Below are 24133 nucleotides of genomic sequence, written 5' to 3' on the forward strand. Positions count from 1 at the left end.
GGACTCATGTCAGTACTCCACTTTCTGCGAGCGTTTGCGGATCGTGGTGACCTCGTCGCGCTGATTTCCGGTGGGGCCGTGGTAGTTCAGTGCGAAGGACTGCTGCGCGTAGCCGCCGATGAGATGCGAGGGCTTGATCATGATGCGGGTGAGCGCGTTGTGGATGCCGCCGCGCTTGCCGCGGCCCTTGGTGTCCTCGCCGATGCCCTCGATGCGCGGCACGTCCACCGCGCGGTCCTGGGCGTGGTACATGAACACCGTGCCCTCCGGCATCCGGTGGCTGACGATGGCACGGGCGACCACGATGCCGTTGCGGTTGATCGCCTCGATCCAATCATTATCCGCCACACCGATTTTCGCGGCGTCGCGGTCGGACATCCAGATCGTCTGCCCACCGCGGGAGAGCGTCAGCATGTGCAGGTTGTCCTGATAGGCGGAGTGGATCGACCACTTCGAGTGCGGCGTCAGGTAGCGCACGGTGACGCCCTGCTCGCCGATCTCGCCCACCGAGGGCTCGCGGAACAGCGCCGTCATGTCCAGCGGCGGGCGGAAGATCGGCAGCTGCTCGCCGAGCTCGATCATCCAGTCGTGGTCGAGGTAGAAGTGCTGCCGTCCGGTCAGCGTGTGCCAGGGCTTGAGCCGCTCGGTGTTGATGGTGAACGGCGAGTACCTGCGTCCGCCGGTCTCGCTGCCCGACCACTCCGGCGAGGTGATCACGGGTACCGGGCGAGCCTGGGTGTCGGCGAAGGAGATCCGCTTGCCCTCGTGCTCGGCGGCCAGGTCGGCCAGCTTGGTGCCGGTGCGGCGTTCCAGCGCGTGGAAGCCCTCCACCGCGAGCCTGCCGTTGGTGGTGCCCGACAGCGCGAGGATCGCCTCGGCCGCGTGCGTGTCCTTGGCCAGCGACGGGCGTCCCTGCGCGACGCCGGACACCACGGTGCCGTTCACCCCGGCGAGGTACTCGACCTCCTGGTCGGGGTAGGTGGTGATGCCCTTGGTGGTGACGCCGAGCGTGTCGATCAGCGGCCCGAGCGCGGCCATCTTCTCCGCGAGCTTCGGGTAGTCGCGTTCGACGACCACCAGCTTCGGCATGGTCTTGCCCGGAATCGGCTCGCACTCACCGGCTTTCCAGTCCAGCACGCGCCCGCCCGCCTGCGCGGTGGCGTCCGGCGAATCGTGCTGTAGCGGCACGGCCACGATGTCCTTGCGCTTGCCCAGGTGCTTCTCGGCCATCCAGGAGAAGCCGCGCGCGATCCGGTGGAAGGCGTCGAAGTCGGTCTTCGCCTCCCACGGCGGCGAGATGGCCGGGGAGAAGGCGTGCACGAACGGGTGCATGTCGGTGGAGGACAGGTCGTGCTTCTCGTACCAGGTGGCGGCGGGCAGCACGATGTCGGAGAACAGCGTGGTGCTGGTCATCCGGAAGTCCAGCGACAACAGCAGGTCCAGCTTGCCGGTGGCGGCGGTCTCGCGCCAGGTCAGCTCTTGCGGCCGGACGCCGGTGGCATCGGTGGTCTGCAAGTTGGAGTCGGCGCCGAGCAGGTGGCGCTGGAAGTATTCGTTGCCCTTGCCGGAGGAGCCGAGCAGGTTCGCCCGCCACACGGTCAGGCAGCGCGGGAAGTTCTCCGGCGCGTCCGGGTCCTCGCAGGCGAACCGCAGGTCGCCGGACTTCAGCCCGTCCACCACGTGCTCGGGCGCGGTCTTGCCCGCGGCCTCGGCCTCGTCCACCAGGTCGAGCGGATTGCGGTCGAAAGTCGGGTAGCTCGGCATCCAGCCCAGCCGGGTGGCCAGCGCGATATTGTCGGCGGCCGTGCGACCGGCGAACTTCCCGGCGCCCAGCGGGGAGGCGAACGACTCCGCGGTGAACGGGTCGTAGCGCCACTGGTCGTTGGTCAGATACCAGAACACCGTGCCCTGCATCTGCCGCGGCGGACGCTGCCAGTCCAGCCCGAAGGCCAGCGTGGACCATCCGGTGACCGGGCGGCACTTCTCCTGGCCGACGTAATGCGCCCAGCCGCCGCCGTTCACGCCCTGGCAGCCGGTCAGCAGGGTCAGGGTGAAGAACGCGCGGTAGATCTGGTCGGAGTGGAACCAGTGGTTGGTACCAGCGCCCATCAGGATCATCGACCGTCCGCCGGAGCGGTCGGCGTTGTCGGCGAACTCCCGCGCGATGCGCTGGGCCTGCACGGCGGGCACGCCGGTGATGGCCTCCTGCCAGGCCGGGGTGTAAGGCTCGGCCGCGTCGTCGTAGCCGCTCGGCCAGGTGCCGGGCAGGCCGTCGCGGCCGACGCCGTACTGGGCCAGCAGCAGATCGAAGACCGTGGTCACGCGCTTGCCCGCGACCGTCGTGGTCGGCACACCGCGGGTGAGGACGCCGGGAGTGTCGCTGTCGAAGCGGGGAACCTGTACGGCCGCAGCGTCGTCGGTGCGGCCGTACAGAGTCAGCAGGGGATCGACGTCCCCGAGGTCGAGGTTCCACTTGCCCGCGCCCGCGTCGCCGAAGCGATGGCCGAGCGACCCGTTGGGCACCACCGGCTGGGCCTCGTCATTCAGCAGCACCGTCTGGAACTGCACGTTCTCGCCGGTGTGGCCGAGGTCGGCCGCGGTGAGGAACTTTCCGGGCACGTACGTCCCGTCGCGCTCGTCCAGCGTGATGAGGAACGGCAGGTCGGTGTAGCGCTTGACGTAGTCGAGGAATCGCGGTGTCGATTTCTTGACGAAGAACTCCTCGAGCACCACGTGGCCCATCGCCATGGCCAAGGCCGCGTCGGTGCCGGGACGCGCGGGCACCCACTCGTCGGCGAACTTGGTGTTGTCGGCGTAGTCGGGAGAGACCACCACCACTTTCTGGCCGCGGTAGCGCGCCTCGGTCATGTAGTGCGCGTCCGGCGTCCGGGTGACCGGCACGTTGGAGCCCCACATGATGAGGTAGCCCGCGTCGAACCAGTCGGCGGACTCCGGCACGTCGGTCTGGTCGCCGAACACCTGCGGCGAGGCCACCGGCAGGTCGGCGTACCAGTCGTAGAACGACAGCATGGAGCCGCCGAGCAGGGAGATGAACCGGGCGCCGACGGCATGGCTGACCATCGACATGGCCGGAATCGGCGAGAACCCGGCGACCCGGTCCGGTCCGTACTGCTTGATCGTGTAGACGTGTGCCGCGGCGGCGATTTCGGCCGCCTCCCACCATTCGGCGCGGACGAATCCGCCCTTGCCGCGTGCGGCCTTGTAGCTGCGCGCCTTCTCGGGGTCTTCGACGATCTCGCCCCAGGCCAGCACCGGGTCCTTCAGCCGGGACTTGGCTTCCCGGTACAACTCCAGCAGCGTGCCGCGCACGTAGGGGTAGCGAACCCGGGCGGGTGAGTAGGTGTACCAGGAGAAGGACGCGCCGCGGGGACAGCCGCGGGGCTCGTACTCCGGCTTGTCGGCGCCGACGGACGGGTAGTCGGTCTGCTGCGATTCCCAGGTGATCACACCGTCTTTGACGTAGATCTTCCAGGAGCACGATCCGGTGCAGTTCACGCCGTGCGTCGAGCGCACCACCTTGTCGTGCGACCAGCGGTCCCGGTAGAACTCGTCGGCACTGCGACCGCCGACCTTGTGCAGCGTCCGCTGATCGGCCGACACCTCGCCCCGGTGGAAGTATTTCCCCAGCCGCAGGAGGGCGTCCCCGGCGTCGGTGGCCGGGGCGGAGGATACGCGACCCCGGGTACGCGAATTAACCACGACGTCCCCTTCGAGCTGTGCAAATCGGGCTGATGTTTCGACTGTAAGGAGACGTCGACGGCTCGCCAAACAACTCTCTCACAGCCCATTCCGGCATGTGGTGAGTTGTGAGATCGGCGCAACGTGGTGGTCATCCCCGCGCGGCGCGAACGGGGTGCGCCCGGTGAGGCGACCAGGGCGGATAGGCGATGACCTGGCCTGAAGCGGGTCCGAGGGGGTCGGTCGCCGCGGGGACGGTGATGCTTTGGAAACGACTGGTTCTCTGGCGCTTTACATTTGTTAACACAACTGAACGTGCTTCGGCGGTGCTCGTTTCAGTTGTTTTCGGTCGCTTCCCCAGTGGTTTCCCGGCCGCGTCGAGTTGCCTGGATCACAATTCGCGGAGAGTTTGCGAATGATCGGAAATAGCATACGGAAAGCGCGACCGGACCGGGGCGGGTTCGAGCCAGGGAAACGGCGTGCTGACGAGGGCATCCAGTTCGGCTGTCCCTCGGCATGCGATAGGTCCGAACCTCTGCTCGGGTCGGGTCCGCTGAGGGGTGCCTCGGCGATGTCCTTCGATCGAGCGCAGACTTTGCCGACCGATGCATTGCGTGCCGCGTCGATCGACTCCAGTGCGGGCCCGAGTCTGCGCGTCTCTGGCGCGGGGCCGCGAAGTCATGCGCGCCGGAGGAATCCGGCGGGGATCCGGCTCAGGCAGCGGGATCGATGTCGGCGAACGTATCGACCCAATGGTGCGGTGGCCGTGGGGGATTGGGCTCGCCGGGACGGGCCAGCCCGATCACCCGCCAGCCCGCGGCGACGGCGGCGTCGAGTTCGTCCGGGTGGTCGGACAGGAACAGGATGCGCTCGGACGGTACGCCGATGGCGCTCGCGATCTTGTCGTACGAAGCAGATTCGCGTTTGCCGCCTGCCGTGGACAGATCGAAGTACCCGCTGATCAACCCGGACAGACTGCCGCCGCGCGCGAAGGCGAACCAATCCTGTTGGTTGCGTATCGATCCCGACGAGTAGACATACAGCGCGAAGCCCGCGGCATGCCACGCGGCGAGCGCGGGCGGCACATCGGGGAAGAACTCGCCGTACAGCGCTGCGCTGCGGAAACCCTCCGCGCAGATGAGGCCCTGGGCGGTCTTGAGCGGCTCGGCCTTCACGTCCGAGTCCAGCCACTCGCGCAGGATCGCGGCGACCTCGGCGGGGTCGGCGTCCGGTCGCCCGGCCAGCTCTCTGGTCGCGGCCAGCACGGGCGCCGCGGCGGTGGCGCTGTTCTCGGCCAGCCACGCCGGAAGCCATTGCCGGGTGTAGCCGTACAGGTCTTCGCGGACCGCGGCGGTGGGGCTGGTGGTGCCCTCGATGTCGACGACGACGGCGCCGGTCACGACGCGGTCAGCAGCTCGTCGAGGGTGGGGAAGCCCGCGCTGATCTTGTCGCCGGTGAAGTCGCCGACCCAGCCGTCCTCCTCCTCGAAGAAGCGGATGGCGATGAAATCCGGGCGCTCGCCCATGTCGAACCAGTGCAGCGTGCCCGCGGGGACCGAGAGCAGGTCGCCGCCTTCGCAGACCACCGCGAGAACTTCATGGCCGAGATGGAGGTAGAAGCAGCCGCGTCCAGCGGCGAAGAAGCGCACCTCGTCCTCGGCGTGCCGATGCTCGTCGAGGAACTTCCCGCGCGCGCCCTTGGCGACCTCCGGCCAGTTCGGGTCGGTGTCGTCTGGGTGGATGCGGGCGATGTCGATGTGCTTGTAGCGCCCGGACTCGTTCAGCTCGGCGACGTTGCTCGTGTAGTGGGCGAGCAGGTCCTCGGAGGACACGGACGCGGCCTTCTCGACCACCGGCCAGCGGCCGAACGTGATGCCGTGCCGGGCCAGTTCGGTGCCGATCACTTCGTCGTCGGTGGTGCGGACGCGCACGTCGGCCGCGTTCTCGGCGGCCATCACCTGCAGCAGGGTCATGTCAGTCCAATCTCGAGAATGTCGTCGCGCGCGCCGAACGCCGCCGGACTGCCGGTGCGGGACACCAGCTCGCACAACGCTTCCAGGCATTCGGCGCGATCACGCGCCTGGGGGAGATTATCCCCCCAGGCGGTGATCCCGTGCCCGGCGATGAACAGGACCGGGAGAGCGCCGGGGTGGTCGAGGAGGTAGCGCTCGATGTCGGCTCCGATGCGCGGCACGTCGGGCCAGTTCGGGAACACGGGGATGTCCGCGACGGCCGGATCACTGCCGCCGAGCCCTTTGATCAGCTCGTAGTCGGTGATCCGAAGAGTGGTCGGCGCGCCGGGCACCGCCGAGCGGGTGGCCAACGCGGTGGCGAACGGCGGATGGATGTGGACCACGGCTTGGGCGGAGCGGGTCCGGTAGACGGCGGTGTGGATTGTGGTCTCCGCCGACGGTTTGCGCCCATGGTCGGACACCGGCGCCGAATCCGCGACCCGCACGGTCACCATGTCGCGCTCGGTGAGTTCGCCTTTGGACAGCCCGCTGCCGGTGACGACGGCGGTCGTGCCGGTGCGCACCGAGATATTGCCCGCCGTGCCCGGCATCCACCCGCGCCGGTAGAGCTCCCGGGCGATGTCCGCGATCGCTGTGCCGTGGGAAGGATCGCTGCGGTACACCACGCCGTTCTCCGTGACGACCGCGGTCACCAGCTCGCCCGGCGTCACGTCGAACGCCGGATTGAAGACCTCGGTCTGCGCGGGAGCTGTTGCCACACCGCCGAATCCGGTTACCTCATGCGCCGCGCGTTCCTCCACGACGATCTCGCGTCCGGTGGCCATATCCGGGTCGCGGGTCGACTCCGGGGCGACCACGACGAACGGGATGCCGTGGTGCCGGGCGGCCAGCGCCAGACCGTAGGTGCCGATCTTGTTGGCGACGTCGCCGTTGGCGGTGACCCGGTCGGCGCCGACCAGCACGCAGTCGACCTGCCCGGTCGCCATCGCCCATGCGGCGGCGGAGTCGATGGTCAGCCGGTGCGGGATGCCCGCCTCGGCCAGTTCCCAAGTGGTCAGGCGCGCGCCCTGTAACAGCGGGCGGGTCTCGCCGACCAAGACCTGCGCGATCGCGCCGCGCTCCGACAGCACCCGCAGCGTGCCGATGGCGGTGCCGAACGCGCTGGTCGCGAGCCTGCCGGTGTTGCAGTGCGTGAGCACCCGCAGCGGCCGGTCGGGGCACAGACGCTGCACCAAGTCGGCGGCGTTGGTGGCGGCGGCCCGATTGACCCGGCCGTCCTCGGCCAGCATGTCCAGCGTTTCGGCGAGCACCGCGTCCGCGCCCTCGGCCACCTTCGCGCGGACCCGCCGCACCGCCCAGGCCAGGTTGACGGCGGTCGGGCGCGCGGCGGCGATCCGATCGGCCTCGGCCTGCACCGCCGCCTCGTCGACCACGCCCGCGACAGTGTGGGCGGCGGTGGCGATGACTACGCCGAACGCGCCTGCGATGCCGATGGCGGGCGCGCCGCGGATGGCCAGTGTCATGATCGCGTCGATGACTTGATCGACCGTGCTCAGCCGCAGTTCACGCACCTCCTGCGGCAGTCCGCGCTGGTCGATGGTGACGAGCGCACCGTCGTCCCAGAGCAGAGAGCTGTCGTCCATCAGGCGCATCCTTCATCGCGTCGAGCAGGGTCGTGCCTGGTCAACGGTATCGGACGGCGCTGGATGGCCCGCAATCGCGTCAGGCTGCCCCAGGCGCGTCGGCGCGCAGCTTCGCGGCGCGTTCGCGCGGGTCGTAGTCGGGGCCGACGCCCTCGATCAGCAGCAGGTCGCCGTCGATGTGATCGGCGCGCAGCGGCAGGATCTCCTGGTAGGCGGGCGAGTCGTACCACTCCCGCGCCTCGGTCATGCCGGGGAACTCGATCAGCACCATGCTGCCGGGCCAGTTGCCTTCCACGACCTCCGCCGGGGGTCCGTGGATGACGAAACGACCGCCGAACGGGTCCAACGTGGCCTGGATGCGCTCCAGGTACTCCAGAATGTCGGGGTGGGGCCTGCGATTGCGCAGGTGGGCGAAGCCATAGGCGGGCATGGCGTTCCTTCGTTCGATGATGCCGGGGATGGCGTCGAACCGACCGTAGGTCCGCGCTGCGCGGGGCGGCAATTACCTCCGTGGTAAGCGGCGAACAGACCGCGGCCGCCGGCCCCGGGAGGAGAGGGGACCGGCGGCGCGTCGTGGCGCAGATCAGCTGTAGCGACGGTCCTGCTCGCCGCGCCGGTCGGCCTCGGGCTTGCTGCCGCGACGGCTTTCCGGGTTCGCGCCTTCGGGCATGCCCTGCTCCTGGCGCTGTTGCTGCTGCTGCCTCGGCATCTGCTTCGGCATTTTCTTAGGCGTTTTCTTCGACTTTTCAGCCATCTCCACTCGGTCCTTTCCGGGGGATTGATATTCGCCTAACGATCACACGATAGCGAGCGGATATGGCTTGTGGGAAGAGAAAGTGAAAAATATGGCCTTTAGCGGCCGAGTGTTTGCATCGTCCCAGGTAGAAGCGCTATTGGTGTCGGTATTCACTAGCGAATCCGGCTGCACTTGCGGCGCATGATACATTTTCTCAGGCCTCTCGGGAGGTGCTCTATCGAAATGTAATAAGGAACAGTCTGCCCCTCTCGTAGGGAGAGTTTCGCGGTGCCGATATGGTCTTGAACCCGGGCCGCGCATATGTCGACGAATTCAATTCCGCTGTCGTGGTGCATGCGGTCGTCGGCCGGGACAACCGTCGTGGGCATGCGAAACACCTTGCTGTGGAATGGGTTCCATATGCCTCGCGGTCCAGGAGCTGAGTGCATGACCGCAACCTTCCGCACTCTCGGCTGGAAGCCCAAGTATCGCAGCCTTTTTCGTTCTTCGTGGTGATCATGTATCGCACCGGTCCACATCCCGGACGCCTTCTCGGCGCTCAGTAGCGCAGCGGAAGGAACTCGACGATCGCGTCGTCGACGGCATCGGGCGGGACGACGACCAGACCGTCGCGGTCGACCAGGCCGCCCAAGTGCGCGGTGCGAATGGTCGGGTCGCCGATCCATCCGCCCTCGTCGACGGCACGGGCGGGGACGATACGCGGCACCTGGCCCGCGACCTCGGCGGCGTTGCGCAACGGCCCGCGCGGCGGACGCGCCACGGACGCGCCGGTGCGACCCTCGACGATCGCGGGCGCCAAGGCCATGAGCGTCGCGACGGCGGCGAACGGGTTTCCGGGCAGACCGAGCACCGTGGTACCGGACCCCAGCTCGGCGACGACGGTGGAACCGCCGGGACGCAGGCGCAGGCGCGGCACGACGATCTCGGCCCCGGCGCGGGCCAGTGCGGCACGCAGCTGATCGGCGGCCCCGCCGCCGGTCGCGCCGACTATCACCAGCAGGTCGCCGTCCGGCGAGGTGGCCAGGACCTCGTCGAAGCCGTGCGGAGTGTCACGCAGGTGCACCCGGTCGACAGTGTGCACGCCGTACCACGACAGCAGGTCCGGCAGGATCGGGCCGATCGAGTCGCGGGTCTGGCCCGCCTGCAGCGGACCCTCGCTGCGGATCTCGTCGCCGGTCATGACGATGCGGGCGCGCACCGGGCCGCGCACCGGCGCCGCGGTGACCTCGACGCTCGCGGCCGCGGAGATCAGCGCCGCGGTGACCGGCGTGCCTTCCGGCGCGACGAGATCACCGACCTCGCGGTCCTCGCCGCGGCAGCGGATGTCGTCGCGCGGCGGAGTGCCCGGCAGCCGGTCGATAGTTTGCCCGGCGACGTGCGCGAACTCGTCGCGCAGCACGCCGGTGGTGCCGTCCGGGACATGCGCGCCGGTCGCGATCCGCACCGCCTCGCCGGACAGCAGTCCCACCGGACGCCGCCCGCCCGCGAAGCCGATATCGCGGCGCAGGCGCCACGGCCCGTCACCGGCCACCGCGTAGCCGTCCATCGCGGACACGTCGAAGCGGGGCAGCGGCCCGGCCGCCGTCAGCGGGCCCGCGAGCGCGGCGCCGGTCACCGAACGCAGGTCGGCCTCGTACGCGGTCAGCCGGGAAAGCCCGCCGCGCAGGAGATTTCGCGCCTCGTCGAGATCGAGCGACGGAGGCCTGCGCGGTGCTTCGACCGCTGCCCTCGCCTGCCGTACCTGCTCCTCGGTGTCGCAGTCGCCGACCCCGGGCAGCGGGATGATCGCGGCGTCGGCGGGTACCAGCGCCTTCATCGGCTGGTTGATCAGCGCGCCGAGCCCGTCCAGCGCGGCCGCCAGCGCGGAGCGCCGCCACACTCCGATCAGGTACTGCGGGCGACCCGATTCGTCGGCCGCGAACACCGCGTCCGCACCGGACTCGTTGGCGTGCCGCAGGAGTTCGGCGAGTGCCCACTCCGAGAGGAACGGCAGGTCCGCGGCGAGCACCGCCACCAGCGGCGCGGCGGAGCCGAGCGCACGCAACCCCGCATCGATCGCGGCCACCGGACCCGACCCCGGTGGCACCTCCCTGACCTGGATGATCTGCGGCGGCAGCTCGGGCCGGTGCGGCCCGACCACCACGGTGTGCGCGCAGGAGGCGACCGCGGCGAGCGCCACCTCGAGCATGGAACGGCCGCCGATGACGATCGCGGGTTTGTCCACACCGCCCATCCGGCTGGCCCGCCCGCCCGCGAGCACGATCGCGTCGACGGCCGTCACACGCCACAACCTCGAGCTAGGTACACCATGGCGGCCATGCTAATTCGTCGGTGCCGGGAACCCAGGGAGCGGACGGCGCCGGATCAGGCGTTCGACCAGAAGCGGGCGGACCGCAGCAGCCGGAACTCGTTGTCTTCGGGGTCGGCGAGCACGAGATCGGTCTCGCGGTCGGGAGCCGGGGCGGCCCGATCGATCGTCCTGGCGCCCGCGGCATGCAGCCTGGCCACTTCGGCGGCCTGGTCGTCGGCCGGAAAGGAGGTGAGATCCAGATGCAGCCTGGTGCGGCCGGACCCGGCGTCCGGGGTCTGCACGAACTCCAGCCAGGAGCCGAGCCCGGCCGGCGAACGCAGCCCGGCCAGTCGCGCGCCGCGGTGCGTGAACGGCCAGCCGGTGGCGACCGACCAGAATTCGGCCAGGCGCGCCGGGTCGCGCGTGTCGACCACGATCGCCGCGACGGCGCCGGTGTCCACGTACTCCTCCCTGGGCTCGAGTACGCAGAACTCGTTGCCCTCGGGATCGGCCAGCACCGTCCATGGCACCGCGCCCTGGCCGATGTTCACCCGTCGCGCCCCCAGCGCCAGCGCCCGGTCCACCTGGGTGCGCTGATGGTCGAGCGAGCGGGTGGCCAGGTCGAGGTGCAGGCGGTTCTTGCCGATCTTGGCCCGCAGCGCGGGCAGGAAGGTGAGGACCAGTCCGGGGCCGTCGGCCTCGCGGGCCGCGACGTCCACTCGATCGGGACACTCGAGCGTCACGCTCCAGCCGAGCAGCTCGGCCCAGAAGTCCGCGACCAACCGCGGCCGGTCGGCATCGAATACGACACACGCCAGGCGGGTGGGCATGGGTCAACGGTACTCGCTCAGCGGTCCGGGCGATCGGGGAACGGGAAGCGGGCGGCGCGCAGGTCGACACGTCCGTCCCGGATCGGCACGCCCTCGTCGGCGAGCAGGCGCAGCTGGCGATGGGCCAGGTGCGCGGCCGGCCGGCCGCTGGCGCCGAGCACGCGATGCCAGGGCAGGTCGGCGGCGTCGGTGCGCATGATCCAGCCCACCGTGCGCGGCGTGGACAGGCCGACGGCGGCGGCGATGTCGCCGTAAGTGGCCACCCTGCCGCGCGGGATCGACGCCACCAGCGCGCGCACCTGCTCGATCTGGGCGTCGGTCGTCGGCATCGGTTCAGAGCACCGAGCGCACGAGTTCACCGGTCTCGGCCGGGTACGCCTGGGCGACCATGTGATCGCAATTCCATTCCAGCACCGTCAGGCTGGCGCCCATGTGCTCGGTGAGCGCCGCGCGGAACTCCGGCGTGACGAACGGCGGGTCGACCTTCATCGCCTGCACCAGCACGGTGGGCAGCTCCCGTGGCGGCAGCACCCAGTGCCGTGCCAGCTGGCCCCAGTAGGAGTTGATCGCGGGCAGGCTCATCCGCCAGCCGAAGCGTCCGTCCGCGATCGGCATCAGATGTTCGGTGAGCTCGGCCTCCAGCAGGCGCGGCTCCACGTCGCTCCAGCCACTGTCCAGCTTGTCCTGGCGTGCCTCCGCGACGCTGTCGTAGTCGGCCGAGACCAGCGTGGACAGCGCGATCTGATTGAGCCATTCCGGTTCCAGCGCGATCGCCGGGTCGAGCAGCACCAGCTTGCGCACCAATTCCGGATGTCGGTGCGCCAGATGCAGCGCGCATGCGCCGCCGAACGAATGCGCGACCACCACAACCGATCCGTCGGCCTCGGCGGCGAGCAGTTCGACGAGGTCGGCGACGATGGTCTCGAAGTTCCACGGCGGCAGCGAGGTCGAGCGACCGTGTCCGCGCAGGTCAGGGGCGAGCACACGGACGTCGGGCAGATGCCGGGTGGCCAGGTCTTCCCAGCGTTTGCCGTGACCGGTCACACCGTGCAGGGCGAGCACCACCGGTCCGGTCGTCGGGCCGAACCGATGGACATTCAAAACAGACACCGGTTCATTGTGACCTGCGCCGGAATGGGTCGCAGAGCCAGCCGAGCGGAGGGGTGTACCGGCGTGTCGGTCGTGTCTGTTGCAATAGCCCGCGTGGTGCGATCGGATGGCGCGGTGCGACTTGTTCGCCGGAACATGGTGGCGCCCCGGCCGCGAGACTGGGGCGCCGACGTTCGCGCGCTGGTGGACGCCACGGCCGAGGACGGGCCGGCGCGCCCCGGGTGGCGGCCCTGGCAGGTGCTCGGCGGCCCTGGTACGGGCAAAACGTCCTTGCTGGTCGATATCGCGGCCGCCCGCATCGCGTCCGGGACCGATCCCGAATCCGTGCTGGTGCTGGCCCATTCGAAGCAGGCAGCACGCGCGGTGCGCGACGCCATCACCGCGCGGCTGGCCGGATCCGAGCCCGGCGCCGAGGGTGGTGTGCCCGGCGCCACACGGGAGCCACTGGTGCGCACGGTGCACTCGTACGCCTTCTCGGTGCTGCGCAGACACGCGATGGCGCACGGCAACCCGCCGCCGCGTTTGCTGACCGGCGCCGAGCAGGACGCCGTGCTACGCGAAATGTTGCGCGGCGACTTGGCGGATATCGCCGAGGGCGCGAACGGGTTGTGGCCGGAGCGACTGCGGCCCGCGCTGGCGCTCGGCGGATTCGCCGAGCAGTTGCGTGATCTCATGCTCCGGGCCACCGAGCGCGGTATCGGGCCGGAGGATCTGGTCCGGCTCGGCCGCGAGCACGCCAAGCCGGAATGGGTGGCGGCGGGCAAATTCGCCCTCCGCTACGAACAGACCATGCTGTTGCGCTGGTCGGTCGGCGTGGAGGCGCCGGAGGCGACGGCGCCCGCGCTGGACGCGGCCGAGCTGGTCGGCGCGGCGCTGGACGCGCTGGCCGCCGACCCGAACCTGCTTGCCGCGGAACGCTCCAGGATCGGATACCTGCTGGTCGACGACGCCCAGCACCTCGACCCGCAGGCGGCGATCCTGGTCAAGGCGATCGGGCGCAGCGCGCGGACCACCGTGATCGCCGGCGATCCCGATCAGGCCGTCTTCGCCTTCCGCGGCGCGGACGCGCGGTTCGTCGCCGACCTGGACGCGCCGGAAGGGCAGCGCGTCGTGCTGCGGGACAATCATCGGTTCAGCGGTCAGCTGGGGCTGGCGGTCGCGCGGATCGCCGCCCGTCTGCCAGGCGCCGCGCCGCAGCGCTTTCCGGTCTCCGACCAGGTGGCGCCGCAGGACGACGGCGCCGAGGTGCGGGTCCGCGTGCTCGCCACACCCGCGAAGGAAGCCGCGCTGATCGCCGACCATTTGCGCCGCGCGCACCTCACCGCCGGGGTGCCGTGGTCGCGGATGGCGGTGATCGTCCGTTCGGTGCCGCTGTCGCTGGCACCGCTGCGCCGCGCCCTGCTGGCCGCGGGCGTGCCGGTGCAGCAGCCCGCGCTCGACACGCCACTGGCGCGCAGGCGCGGCGCGGCCTGGATGCTGCTGTCGCTGCGCGCGGTGCTGGCGGGCGAGGCCGTAGGGCGGGGAGCGGAACCGGAGTTCGAGCCGGAGGACGCCCTCGATCTGCTGGCCGGGCCGCTCGGCGGCGCCGATCAGATCACCTTGCGCCGCCTGCGGCGCGGCATCCGGCGCGCGGTGCTCCAGGCGGGGTCGAGAACCATGGATACCGAGGATGATTCGCCGCCGGATCGCGACGCGGACATCGACCGTCCCTCCGCACAGGTATTGCGTGATCTCCTGATCGGAACCGGCGACGCGGCGATCCTGGACCTGCTCACCGAGGTCGAGGCCGCGCCGCTGCGCCGGGTGCTGGACGCGCTGAACCGGGCGCGCAAGGCGCGGGCGCGCGGCGCGGGCTTGGAGGACGTGCTGTGGGCGCTGTGGACCGGGTCCCGGCTGGAGCGGCGCTGGGTCGCCCAATCCGAACGCGGCGGCGCGGTCGGCATGCAGGCAGATCGCGATCTGGACGCCGCCGTCACGCTGTTCGACGCGGCGGCCGCCTATGTCGATCGGCTGCCGCGGGCCAGCATCGAAGGTTTCGTCGATTACCTGTCGCGGCAGGAAATTCCGCACGATGCCGCGCCCCGCACCGCGCCGGGCGAGGCGGTCGCGCTGCTGAGCGCGCACGCCGCCGCCGGGCGGGAGTGGGACGTGGTCGCCGTCGCCGCCGTCCAGGAGGGGATCTGGCCCAACCCGCGCTCGCGCGGCACTCTACTGCACACCGAGGACCTGGTCGATCTCACCACCGGCGTCTCCGATGCCGGGGAGCGGGTGAGCCGCGCGGCGCCGATCCTCGCCGAGGAACGCAGGCTGCTGCTCGTCGCGTGTAGCCGGGCACGGAGATCGTTGCTGGTGACGGCCGTGGAATCGGTTTCGGGGGAACGAGATCTGGTGCCGTCGCGTTTTCTCGCCGAGTTGCTCGGGCACGGTGACGACGGCGAGCCCGGCGCGCTTCCGGTCGTCGATCCCGGGCGTGCCCTGGTGATGCATTCCTTGGTGGCCGAATTGCGCGGCGTGGTCTGTGATCCCGAGGCCGACCCGGACCGCAGGCGACGGGCCGCGCATCAGCTGGCCCGGCTGGCGGACGCGGGCGTGCGCGGCAGTCATCCCGACGACTGGTACGGCACCGCCGACCTCAGTTCGCCGCGTTCGCTGTGGACCGACGACGACGGCGCGGTGGCGCTGTCGCCCTCCACCGTCGAACTGCTGCGCACCTGCCCGCTGCGCTGGGCGCTGGAACGCCATGGCGGCACCGACGGTGACAATCCACACGCCGTCAAGGGCAACCTGGTGCACACACTGGTGCAGGCGCTGGCGGGCAAGGTGCCCGAGGAGCAGGTGCGCGCGGCGCTGGATCGTGCCTGGCGGGCGGTGGATCCCGGCACCGGCTGGCACTCCCGTCAGGAGCTGCGCCGCACCGAGGCGATGCTGGAAACCTTCCAGGCCTGGGTCCGCAGCACCCGCGGCGAACTCACCCAGGCCGGTGTCGAGGTGCCGGTCGATTGCGTGCTGCCCGCGCGCACGGAAGACGAACGCGCCGTGCGGATTCGGGGCCGAGTCGACCGTCTGGAACGGGACGCGCAGGGCCGCTTCGTGATCGTGGACGTGAAGACCGGCAAGTCCCCGGTCACCAAGCAGGCCGCCGCCGATCACGCCCAGCTGGCGACCTACCAGGTCGCGGCGGCCAACGGCGCACTCGATGCCGGTGCTGAAAATACTCCTGCCACAACTGAATCCGACGCGACCGCCGAACCTGGTGGAGCGCGGTTGGTGTACGTCGCCAAACCGAGCAAGGCGGAGGGTGCGACCCAGCGCATGCAGCCCCCGCTGGACGCCGCGGCCCTCGGCAAGTGGCGTGACACGATCCACGAAGCCGCCGCGGCCACCCAGGGACCCAGCTACCTCGCCATGCGCAACGACGGTTGCCGCCACTGCGCGGTCGCGGGCAGCTGCCCCGTGCAGGACAAGGGAAGACAGGTGACCGACGAGTGAGCGGGTCTACCGAGGCCGCCGCACGCTCGTATCCGCCGCGGGTGGTCACGGATGGGGTGCGGACACCCCCGGGCGAGGCGATGACCGACCGAGCGGGAGTGGTCATGGAGCCGGTGGGCGCGCACCCGGTGTGGGCCGTGATCGACGTGACGTGGCCGAGCGCGGGCGAGGCGGAGTCGTGAGTGAGCGTCAGCGAGTGAACCGAGGACACAGCGGGCGGTCGCGTATGGCGGAGCCGAGCGTCGGCGAGGCGGAGTCGTGAGCGGCGGCCGGGTGACTCCGCACCAGCTGGCGCAGGCGCTCGGTCTGCCGCCGCCGACCGACGAGCAGGCGGCCGTGATCGCGGCGCCGCCGGGTCCGACCCTGGTGGTCGCGGGCGCGGGTGCGGGCAAGACCGAGACGATGGCCGCGCGCGTGGTGTGGATGGTCGCGAATCGGATCGTCCGGCCCGACGAGGTGCTGGGCCTGACCTTCACACGCAAAGCCGCACAACAGCTGACCACCCGCATCCGCACCAGGCTGGCCCGGCTCGCCGGTGCGCCACTGCTGCGCGAGCTCGACCCGAGCGGTCAGCTGCGCACGGAGCTGACCGGCGCGGAACCGGAAATCAGCACATACCACTCGTACGCGGGCAGGTTGCTCACCGAACACGGGCTGCTGCTCCCGGTGGAACCCTCGGCGACGCTGCTCACCGAGACCCAGCTCTGGCAGCTCGCCCACCAGGTGGTCCGGACCTGGGACAGCGACCTGGACACCGATCGCACGCCGGTGTCGGTCACCGAGGCGGTGCTCGCGCTGTCCGGGCAGCTGGCCGAGCATCTGGTCGAACCCGAGGAATTGGCCGAGGCGCACACCGAGCTGGAGAAGCTGGTGTACACGCTGCCCGCGGGTCCGCGCCAGCGCGGCGGGCCGAGCCAAACGCTGCTGAATATCGTGCAGGTGCAGCGGGAACGGGTGGCGCTGCTGCCGCTTGTGCAAGAGCTCTCGGAGGCGCTGCGCCGCCGCGGCGCACTGGATTTCGGCGCGCAGATGTCACTGGCCGCCCGGCTGGCCGCCGACCACCCCGAAGTAGCCGCCGCCGAACGAGCCCGCTTCCGTCTGGTCCTGCTCGACGAATACCAGGACACCGGCCACGCCCAGCGAGTCCTGCTCGCCGCCCTGTTCGGCGGCGAGGAGCGAGCCGAGGGACCCGAGTCCCGGCCCGGGAACGCCCCGATCCGCCCCGGCCCACCCGGTCCGGATTCCGACGCGGCGCTGCCGGACGGTCGGTCGACACGCGCGGATACCCATGACCCGGATTCGCCGCCGCTCGGGGGCGGGTACGACGTGCACTTCGATCCGGAGACGCGGGTTGCGCGATCGGAGCGTCCTGGTGCGCAGGGCCGAGATATCGGGCCGATGCCGGTTGATCCGTCGGTTGTTGCGGGGGACCAAGTTCCGGGGTCCCTGACCGGGGTTGCGCCATCCCCTTCGGGTGCACCTGACGTGCACTCGGATCCGCCCCCGGGTATACAGGCGCGGCAAGCGGGTGCGCCAGGCCGCGAGGTCGCCGTGTCCGAGCGGGGTGGGCCGCTGCCGCACTCAGCTGCGGAGGGGCGGGTTTCGGCTTCTCCGCCGGGGAACGCGGCACCGTCGCGCGATGATACGCAAGACCTGCCGTTCGGTTCGTCGATGGGCGAGGCGAAGTCGCGGCGCGGCGATACACATGCCGCGCATTTCGATCCGCCTATGGGAGAAGGCGAGTCGCAGCGTGCCGGTGCGCACGATCCGCGCGTAGTCCGCCCGGCGCGGGACGCGCCCTCGTCACGCGCCGGTTCAGACGCTCGGCCGCCTGGTCCGGATGACCCGGGTACGCGACGTCTTGCCGTGACCGCCGTAGGCGACCCGATGCAATCGATCTACGGCTGGCGCGGCGCGTCCGCGGCGAATCTGCCCCGGTTCGCCACCGACTTTCCCAGTGCTCCTGGCGTTCCCGCTCCCACGTTGGCGCTGCTGACCAGCTGGCGCAATCCGCCGGAGGCGCTGGCACTGGCGAATCTGGTGGCGGACCCCTTGCGCCGCAAGGCGATCGAGGGCGGCGGGGTGACCGTTGACGCGTTGCGCGCGAAACCTGATGCGGCGCCGGGTGTCGTGGCGCTGGTACTGACCGAGACCGTGGCGGCCGAACGGGAGTGGGTGGCCGAGCGGATCGCCGCGGAATGGGCGGCCCGGCGCGCGGACCAGCAGCCGCCGCCGACCTCGGCGGTGCTCGTGCGCCGCAACGCGGATGCCGCGCCGCTCGCGGAAGGTCTTCGTGCGCAAGGGCTTCCGGTGGAGATCGTCGGCCTCGGCGGCTTGCTCGCCACGCCGGAGGTCGCCGATATCGTCGCGACTCTGCGGTTGATCGCCGAGCCGGGCTCGGGCACCGCCGCCATGCGGGTGCTGACCGGCGCGCGCTGGCGCATCGGTGTCGCCGACATCGCCGCGCTCGCCCGCCGGGCCAGGGACTTGTCGATCCGGCGTCCCGGGTCCGATGCCGCGGCCGAGATCGCCGACCGCGCCGCACTCGAGGAGGCGCTGCGCGAGGTGGCACCGGAACCGGCGGAAAAAGCCGGTCTGGCCGACGCGATCGCCGATCCCGGTCCGGCGCAGCACTATTCGAAAGCTGGTTTCGCCCGCATCGAGGCGCTGGGCCGGGAACTGGCCGCGTTGCGCGAACGCAGCGGCCAGCCGTTGGCGGAATTGGTGGCCGATGTCGAACGCACCATCGGGGTGGGTGTGGAGACCCAGACGCGGCGGGCGATGGCGGGGACAGGCGCCGGACGCGAGCACTTGGACGCGTTCGCCGAGGTGGTGGCCGGCTACGCCGCGGACACCGGCGCCTCCCTTGGCGGGCTTCTCGCGTTCCTCGCCGCCGCAGAGGAGGTCGAGAACGGGCTGGAACCAGGGGAGGTGGAGGTCGCCAAGGACCGGGTCCAGGTGCTGACCGTGCATGCCGCGAAGGGCCTGGAATGGGAGATCGTCGCGGTCCCGCATGTGGTGGAGGGCGTCTTCCCGTCCAAGGTCGGTTCCGGCACCTGGCTGGGCGCGCTCGCCGAGCTGCCCACGTCGTTGCGGGGCGACCGCAGACAGGACGACGCGGCCGAAGGCGTTCCGGTGCTCGACCTCAGCGATCTGTACGACCGCTCCGACCTCGACCGCGCGATCAAGGCGCACAAGGAGGCGCTGGAGCGCCGCCGGATCGACGAGGAGCGCCGCCTGTTCTACGTCGCGCTCACCAGAACCGAACGCATGCTGCTGGTTTCGGCGCACCACTGGGCGGAGACCGGCGGCTCCCCCAAGGGTCCCTCGGATTTCCTGCTGGAGTTGAAGCGCGCGAACGAAGACCCCGGCAGCCCGGCGCACGATGTCCTGGCGATCGATCGGTGGGACGACCCGCCCGCGCCCGACGCCGTCAACCCTTTCACCGATAACCCGGCCACCGCCGAATGGCCCCGCGACCCACTCGGCACCCGCCGCGACCCCATCGAACAGGGCGCCGATCTGGTCCGCGCCGCTCTCGCCGATCTTCGTGCGCACCCAACCGCCGCACACAACGGCCCGAATGCGCGCGGCGCCGCGGACCACCGCGTCGCGGAATCGCTTAGCGGTGCGGACGACCGCGCTGAATCCGTTCGCGGTGGGGACGACCGCGCTGAATCCGTTCGCGGTGGGGACGACCGCGTCGCGGAATCGCTTGGCGGCGAGGACGACCGCATTGCGGAATCGCTTCGCGACGGGGACGACCGCCGCACCGAATCACTCCGCGACGAGGTGGCGGACACACCCGCTACCGACCCGGCCGCACACCGGGATGCGATCCACGCCCCTGACCACTACCCGCCCGATGACGACTTCCCCCCGGATCCACTCGACGAGTTCGCGGACCCACCCGACTTCGATTTCAGCGCAACTGAGTATGCCGACCCGTACGCGGATCTCGAGCCCTATTACGGACCCGGCCCGGACCCGGTCGAGGAGTACCTGTCGGCCGACGAGCCCGCCTTCGCCACCGGCTTCGCGCCGCCGCCACCGGTGGACACCTATTCGCCCGAGCAGGCACATCGCGCGCCGGACCCGGACGACCCCGAAGGCTGGGCCGCCGACGTCGACGCCCTGCTGGCCGAGCATCACGCGGCCGCGGCCGCCGCCGAGGTGGTCGAGCTGCCCGGTCAGATCGCGGCGACGGCGCTGGTCGAGCTCCGCGCCGACCCGGCGAAACTCGCCGCGCGCCTGCGTCGTCCGCTGCCCTACCCGCCGAATCCGCTGGCCCGCCGCGGCACCGCCTTCCACGCCTGGGTACAGCGGTGGTTCAGCTCCACCCGGCTGCTCGGCCTCGATGAACTGCCGGGCGCCGCCGACAGCGCGGCCGACTCGGGATTGGACGCCGACCTGACCGCGATGCAGGAGGCGTTCCTGAACTCGCCGTGGGCCAACCGCAGCCCGATCGAGGTCGAGATCCCGTTCGAGACCTCGATCGCGGGCACCGTGATCCGCGGGCGCATGGACGCGGTGTTCGCCGAACCGGGCGGCCGCTGGATCGTGGTCGACTGGAAGACCGGCGCCGAGCCGAGCCCCGCCGAGGAACCCGCGGTCGCCATGCAGCTGGCCGTCTATCGCTTGGCCTGGGCACGGTTGACGGCCGCCCGCGAGGGCCGCTCCGAACAGGAGATGCTGCCGCGGATCGGCGCCGCGTTCCACTACGTGCGCACCGGACGCACCATCGCGCCGGCCACGCTGGCCGGTCCCGCCGAACTGGCCGGACTGATCAGGAACGCCGCGCCCGTCGACTCACCGCCAGCGACCCGGTGATCAGTGGGATCTGCAGCGGAAGCCGCAGCGCCGAGCCGATCTTGACCAGCCGGGGCGCCTTCTGGCTCGCCAGCATGTCCGCGGCGAACTGGACGTTGGCCGGGAACACCGCGATGAACAGCAGCGCGGCCAAGCGTCCGCCGAAGCCGCGGGTCTGCGGGATCGCGAGCGCGGCGGCGACGCCGAGTTCGGCCACGCCGGATGCGTAGGTGTAGTCGCGGGCACGTCCGGGCAGGACGCGCGGCACGATCGCATCGAAGGGCTTGGGCCACAGGAAATGCAGCACCCCGGTGCCGAACAGCAGGGCGGCCAAGGCGCCGCGGGGTGCCGCCCGGTGTCGTGCGCGGGTGTCAGCGTGTCTTCTGCCATGAGGGCACCCTTGCATTCATCCGTGTTCGCGTCGAGAGCGGGCGCGGGATTGCCGAGTGCGCCCCAGGCGCGGCGAATCGGACGCGGGTAGGCTCCCGTCCTGTGCCGGAGCTACAAGGAACACCGAGATGACCGACACGAGCGACCGTCCGACCCCGCGGTCCCACTCCGGTTTGCGAGCGGAGCGAACACGCGGCGCCGCGGGCGCCGGGAGAACGAACACAGGTGTGTCCGATGTTCGGTGATCGAGCACGTGGCCTCGGGTTGTCCAGCCGTCCCCACTTCGCGCTTGTCGGGGTGCTGCGCATCCCGGAAGTGCAGATGAGCCCATGGATTTCGCTGACAAGGCGGGTGCTGTTCGCGGCTTCACTGCTGCTCCTGGCCGCGGTCGTGGTCTATGTCGGTCGCGAGGGCTACCACGACAATTCGGGTAACGAACTGTCGTTCCTGGACGCCTTCTACTACGCCACGGTGTCGCTGTCGACCACCGGATACGGCGACATCCACCCCGTATCGGCCGAGGCGCGATTGGCGAACATCGTCATCATCACGCCGCTGCGCATCCTGTTCCTCATCGTCCTCGTCGGAACCACGCTCGGTGTGCTGACGGAACGCTCCCGGCAGGCTTTCAAGATTCAGCGATGGAGGCACAGCGTGCGCAATCACACCGTGGTCGTCGGATACGGCACGAAGGGCAGGACCGCGATCGACGCCATGCTCGGCGACGGGGTACAGCCCGCCGACATCGTCGTGGTCGACACCGACGTGGTCGCCTTGGAGGCGGCCGCGAACGCCGGGCTGGTCACGGTGCACGGCTCGGCCACCCAGTCCGACGTGCTGCGGCTGGCGACCGTGCAGAACGCCGCGTCGGTCGTGGTCGCCACGAACCGCGACGACACCGCCGTGCTGGTCACCCTGACCGCCCGCGAGCTGAACAAGACGGCCAAGATCGTGGTCGCGGTCCGCGAGGCGGAGAACACCCACCTGGTGCGTCAGTCGGGGGCTGATTCGGTGGTGGTGTCCTCGGAGACCGCGGGCCGGTTGCTCGGCATCGCCACGACCACGCCGACCGTGGTGGAGATGATGGAGGACCTGCTGACGCCCCAGGAGGGTTTCGCCGTCGCCGAACGCGAGGTCGAGCCCGCCGAGATCGGCGGCTCGCCACGGCATCTCAGCGATATCGTGCTCGGCGTGGTGCGCGACGGAGTATTGGTCCGCGTCGGCGAGCCGGAGGTGGACGCGATCGAGGCGGGCGACAAGCTGCTGTACATCCGCCGGGCGGGCAAGTGACACCGGCGGCGAGCCGGGCGGTAACTCCGGCGCGATAGTCTCGAACCGTGCCCGCTTTTCAGCTCAATGGTGTTCCGCTGTTGTCCCGTTCCGTCGTCGATCGCGCGGAGGAGATCCGGGGCGACGCCCAGGCCCTGAAAGAGGGCTGGAGCGAGGCGAAACTCTTGCGGATCAATCGGCGCGGGCAGGTCCGTTTCGACGACGGCGTGCTGGTCTTGGACGCCGCGCTCGAGCTGTCCGCGGAGCCGAGCCCGGCCGCGGTATTCCTCGGCGTCGAGGACGGCGTCCACCTGTGGGCGATCCGCGATCCGGAATTGGAGGGCACGCTCACCGATCTGCGCGCGCTCGCGGGCGGCAGCATCGACGACCGCACCGCCGGTTTGCTGTCCACCGCGATCGCGCTGCTGAACTGGCACGACAAGGCCGGGTTCAACGGCGCGGACGGCACCGTGACCACCGCATCCAAGGCCGGCTGGTCGCGCGTCACCGAGAGCGGCTACGAGGAATTCCCCCGCATCGACCCCGCGGTGATCTGCCTGATCCACGACGGCGGCGATCGGGTGCTGCTCGCGCGCCAGCACAGCTGGCCGAAGTCGCTGTTCTCCCTGCTGGCCGGGTTCGTCGAGGCGGGTGAGTCGCTGGAGCGCTGCGTCGAGCGGGAGATGCGCGAGGAGGTCGGCCTCGACGTGCGCGAGATCACCTACCTGGGCAGCCAGCCGTGGCCGTTCCCGCGCTCACTGATGCTCGGCTTCGCCGCCGTCGCCGACCCCGACCAGCCGCTGGCCTTCTCCGACGGCGAGATCGCCGAGGCCAACTGGTTCACCCGCGCCGAGGTGCGCGAAGCGCTGGCGATGGGCGACTGGTCCGCGCGCGGCGAGGGTGCGCGGCTGTTGCTGCCGGGTTCGATCTCCATCGCGCGCACCATCGTCGAATCCTGGGCGGCGATCGACTGAAAGCGCACACTCCGTGGGGACCGGCACGGTCCGCACGGAGTGGGCGATCAGGACAGACCGGCGAGGGTCTGCTTGACGGTGGCCAGCGACGGGTTGGTCGCGGTGGAGCCGTCGGCGAACTTCACGGTGGGCACGACGTGGTTGCCCCCGTTGACGCTGCCGACGAACTCGGCCGACGCCGGATCTTGTTCGATGTCGATTTCGACGTAGCTGATACCGGCCTCGTCCAGCTGTGTCTTCAGCCTGCGGCAGTAGCCGCACCAGGTGGTCGAGTACATCGTCAGAGTGGGGTTCGCATCCGTCACGGATGATGCAACGCCGAAGCACCCCGCACTGTTCCAACTCGAACGTTCTTCTGGGTCACTTGCCCAGAATTTGATATGCGCGCATACTAAATTCATGCCGATAATCCCCACTGCTCATGCCATCTCCACCGCACCGCCCGCTGCCTTCTTCGAGGCGGAGTCGTGAGCGCAAGGTACTGGCTGGCCGTCGTATCCCGGGAACATGTCCTGCGTGGCGTCGCACTCGGGATCGCGCAGGCCAACCATGGGAAGCGTGCGGCGGTGGAGCGCATGCGGCCGGGCGACGGGTTGGTCTACTACTCGCCGCGCGAGGGAATGCGCGCCGGAGCGCCGGTCCGCTCGTTCACCGCGATCGGCACCATCGACGACCGGCCTGCCTGGCAGGCCGACCCGCAGGACGGCGGCTGCTTCCGGCCGTGGCGACGGTCGGTGAGCTATCGGCAGGGGGCGCGGGAGACGCCGATCGACGCGCTGCGTGACGACCTGGACCTCACCAGCGTGCCGAACTGGGGCATGGTGCTGCGCCGCGGCCTGGTAGAACTCAGCGCGCATGACTACGCGCTGATCGCGCGGACCATGGCGCAGGAGTGAGGGAG

General features: G+C 70.4%; 18 protein-coding genes. 6 read left to right on the forward strand and 12 right to left on the reverse strand.

Annotation, left to right across the window (positions count from 1 at the left end; translation table 11 throughout):
- Nucleotides 1-9: 9 nt before the first annotated feature.
- From ACWPXK_RS09295 to ACWPXK_RS09340, 10 genes are all read right to left on the reverse strand, one after another.
- A complete protein-coding gene (locus ACWPXK_RS09295; RefSeq protein ID WP_454195653.1) occupies nucleotides 10-3720 on the reverse strand; it encodes a nitrate reductase subunit alpha in 3711 nt (1236 codons plus the stop codon).
- A 692-nt stretch (nucleotides 3721-4412) separates the two neighbouring features.
- Complete coding sequence (gene mtnC / locus ACWPXK_RS09300; RefSeq protein ID WP_454195654.1) at nucleotides 4413-5099, reverse strand: acireductone synthase; 687 nt, start codon at nucleotides 5097-5099, stop codon at nucleotides 4413-4415.
- Nucleotides 5096-5671, reverse strand: coding sequence for a 1,2-dihydroxy-3-keto-5-methylthiopentene dioxygenase (locus ACWPXK_RS09305; RefSeq protein WP_454195655.1), 576 nt, complete (start codon nucleotides 5669-5671; stop codon nucleotides 5096-5098). The genes mtnC and ACWPXK_RS09305 overlap by 4 nt, the downstream gene beginning before the upstream one ends.
- Nucleotides 5668-7314, reverse strand: a complete 1647-nt coding sequence (gene mtnA / locus ACWPXK_RS09310) for an S-methyl-5-thioribose-1-phosphate isomerase (protein WP_454195656.1) — start codon at nucleotides 7312-7314, stop codon at nucleotides 5668-5670. Before mtnA ends, ACWPXK_RS09305 begins: the two co-directional genes overlap by 4 nt.
- Nucleotides 7315-7393: 79 nt before the next feature.
- Nucleotides 7394-7744: a DUF1330 domain-containing protein gene (locus tag ACWPXK_RS09315; protein ID WP_454195657.1), complete on the reverse strand. Its 351-nt coding sequence runs from the start codon at nucleotides 7742-7744 to the stop codon at nucleotides 7394-7396.
- A 153-nt stretch (nucleotides 7745-7897) separates the two neighbouring features.
- A complete protein-coding gene (locus ACWPXK_RS09320; RefSeq protein ID WP_445092706.1) occupies nucleotides 7898-8068 on the reverse strand; it encodes a hypothetical protein in 171 nt (56 codons plus the stop codon).
- A gap of 541 nt (nucleotides 8069-8609) precedes the next feature.
- On the reverse strand, nucleotides 8610-10352 hold the full coding sequence (locus ACWPXK_RS09325) for an NTP transferase domain-containing protein (RefSeq protein ID WP_454195658.1): 1743 nt from the start codon (nucleotides 10350-10352) through the stop codon (nucleotides 8610-8612).
- 83 nt (nucleotides 10353-10435) lie between these two features.
- Entirely contained in the window at nucleotides 10436-11191 is a 756-nt protein-coding gene (locus ACWPXK_RS09330; protein WP_454195659.1) for a VOC family protein, read from the reverse strand.
- 17 nt (nucleotides 11192-11208) lie between these two features.
- Entirely contained in the window at nucleotides 11209-11520 is a 312-nt protein-coding gene (locus ACWPXK_RS09335) for an MGMT family protein (protein WP_454195660.1), read from the reverse strand.
- A 4-nt stretch (nucleotides 11521-11524) separates the two neighbouring features.
- Nucleotides 11525-12301, reverse strand: coding sequence for an alpha/beta hydrolase (locus ACWPXK_RS09340; RefSeq protein ID WP_454195661.1), 777 nt, complete (start codon nucleotides 12299-12301; stop codon nucleotides 11525-11527).
- Between the two features lie 72 nt (nucleotides 12302-12373).
- Here ACWPXK_RS09340 and ACWPXK_RS09345 point away from each other — a divergent pair, with 72 nt between their 5' ends.
- From ACWPXK_RS09345 to ACWPXK_RS09355, 3 genes are all read left to right on the forward strand, one after another.
- Complete coding sequence (locus ACWPXK_RS09345; RefSeq protein ID WP_454195662.1) at nucleotides 12374-15790, forward strand: ATP-dependent helicase; 3417 nt, start codon at nucleotides 12374-12376, stop codon at nucleotides 15788-15790.
- The gene (locus tag ACWPXK_RS09350; RefSeq protein WP_454195663.1) at nucleotides 15787-15972 is read left to right on the forward strand and encodes a hypothetical protein; all 186 of its coding nucleotides are present in this window, start codon (nucleotides 15787-15789) and stop codon (nucleotides 15970-15972) included. Before ACWPXK_RS09345 ends, ACWPXK_RS09350 begins: the two co-directional genes overlap by 4 nt.
- 76 nt (nucleotides 15973-16048) lie before the next feature.
- Nucleotides 16049-20620, forward strand: a complete 4572-nt coding sequence (locus ACWPXK_RS09355; RefSeq protein ID WP_454195664.1) for a UvrD-helicase domain-containing protein — start codon at nucleotides 16049-16051, stop codon at nucleotides 20618-20620.
- On the opposite strand, the gene ACWPXK_RS09360 is transcribed toward ACWPXK_RS09355, so the two are convergent.
- Nucleotides 20577-20933 carry a DoxX family protein gene (locus ACWPXK_RS09360; protein WP_454195665.1) on the reverse strand — a complete coding sequence of 119 codons (357 nt, stop codon included), beginning with the start codon at nucleotides 20931-20933 and terminating at the stop codon, nucleotides 20577-20579. The genes ACWPXK_RS09355 and ACWPXK_RS09360 overlap by 44 nt on opposite strands.
- A gap of 290 nt (nucleotides 20934-21223) precedes the next feature.
- Here ACWPXK_RS09360 and ACWPXK_RS09365 point away from each other — a divergent pair, with 290 nt between their 5' ends.
- Together ACWPXK_RS09365 and nudC are read left to right on the forward strand one after the other, a co-directional pair.
- Nucleotides 21224-22279, forward strand: coding sequence for a potassium channel family protein (locus ACWPXK_RS09365; protein ID WP_454195666.1), 1056 nt, complete (start codon nucleotides 21224-21226; stop codon nucleotides 22277-22279).
- 47 nt (nucleotides 22280-22326) lie between these two features.
- Nucleotides 22327-23232, forward strand: a complete 906-nt coding sequence (gene nudC, locus ACWPXK_RS09370) for an NAD(+) diphosphatase (protein ID WP_454195667.1) — start codon at nucleotides 22327-22329, stop codon at nucleotides 23230-23232.
- Nucleotides 23233-23279: 47 nt separating this feature from the next.
- Here the strand turns inward: nudC and ACWPXK_RS09375 are convergent, their stop codons facing one another.
- The gene (locus ACWPXK_RS09375) at nucleotides 23280-23510 is read right to left on the reverse strand and encodes a mycoredoxin (protein WP_364334189.1); all 231 of its coding nucleotides are present in this window, start codon (nucleotides 23508-23510) and stop codon (nucleotides 23280-23282) included.
- Between the two features lie 189 nt (nucleotides 23511-23699).
- On the opposite strand from ACWPXK_RS09375, the gene ACWPXK_RS09380 reads away from it, so the two are divergent.
- Nucleotides 23700-24128, forward strand: coding sequence for an EVE domain-containing protein (locus ACWPXK_RS09380; protein WP_454195668.1), 429 nt, complete (start codon nucleotides 23700-23702; stop codon nucleotides 24126-24128).
- The last annotated feature ends 5 nt before the right edge of the window (nucleotides 24129-24133 follow it).

The organism is Nocardia sp. Marseille-Q1738 (assembly GCF_965283145.1).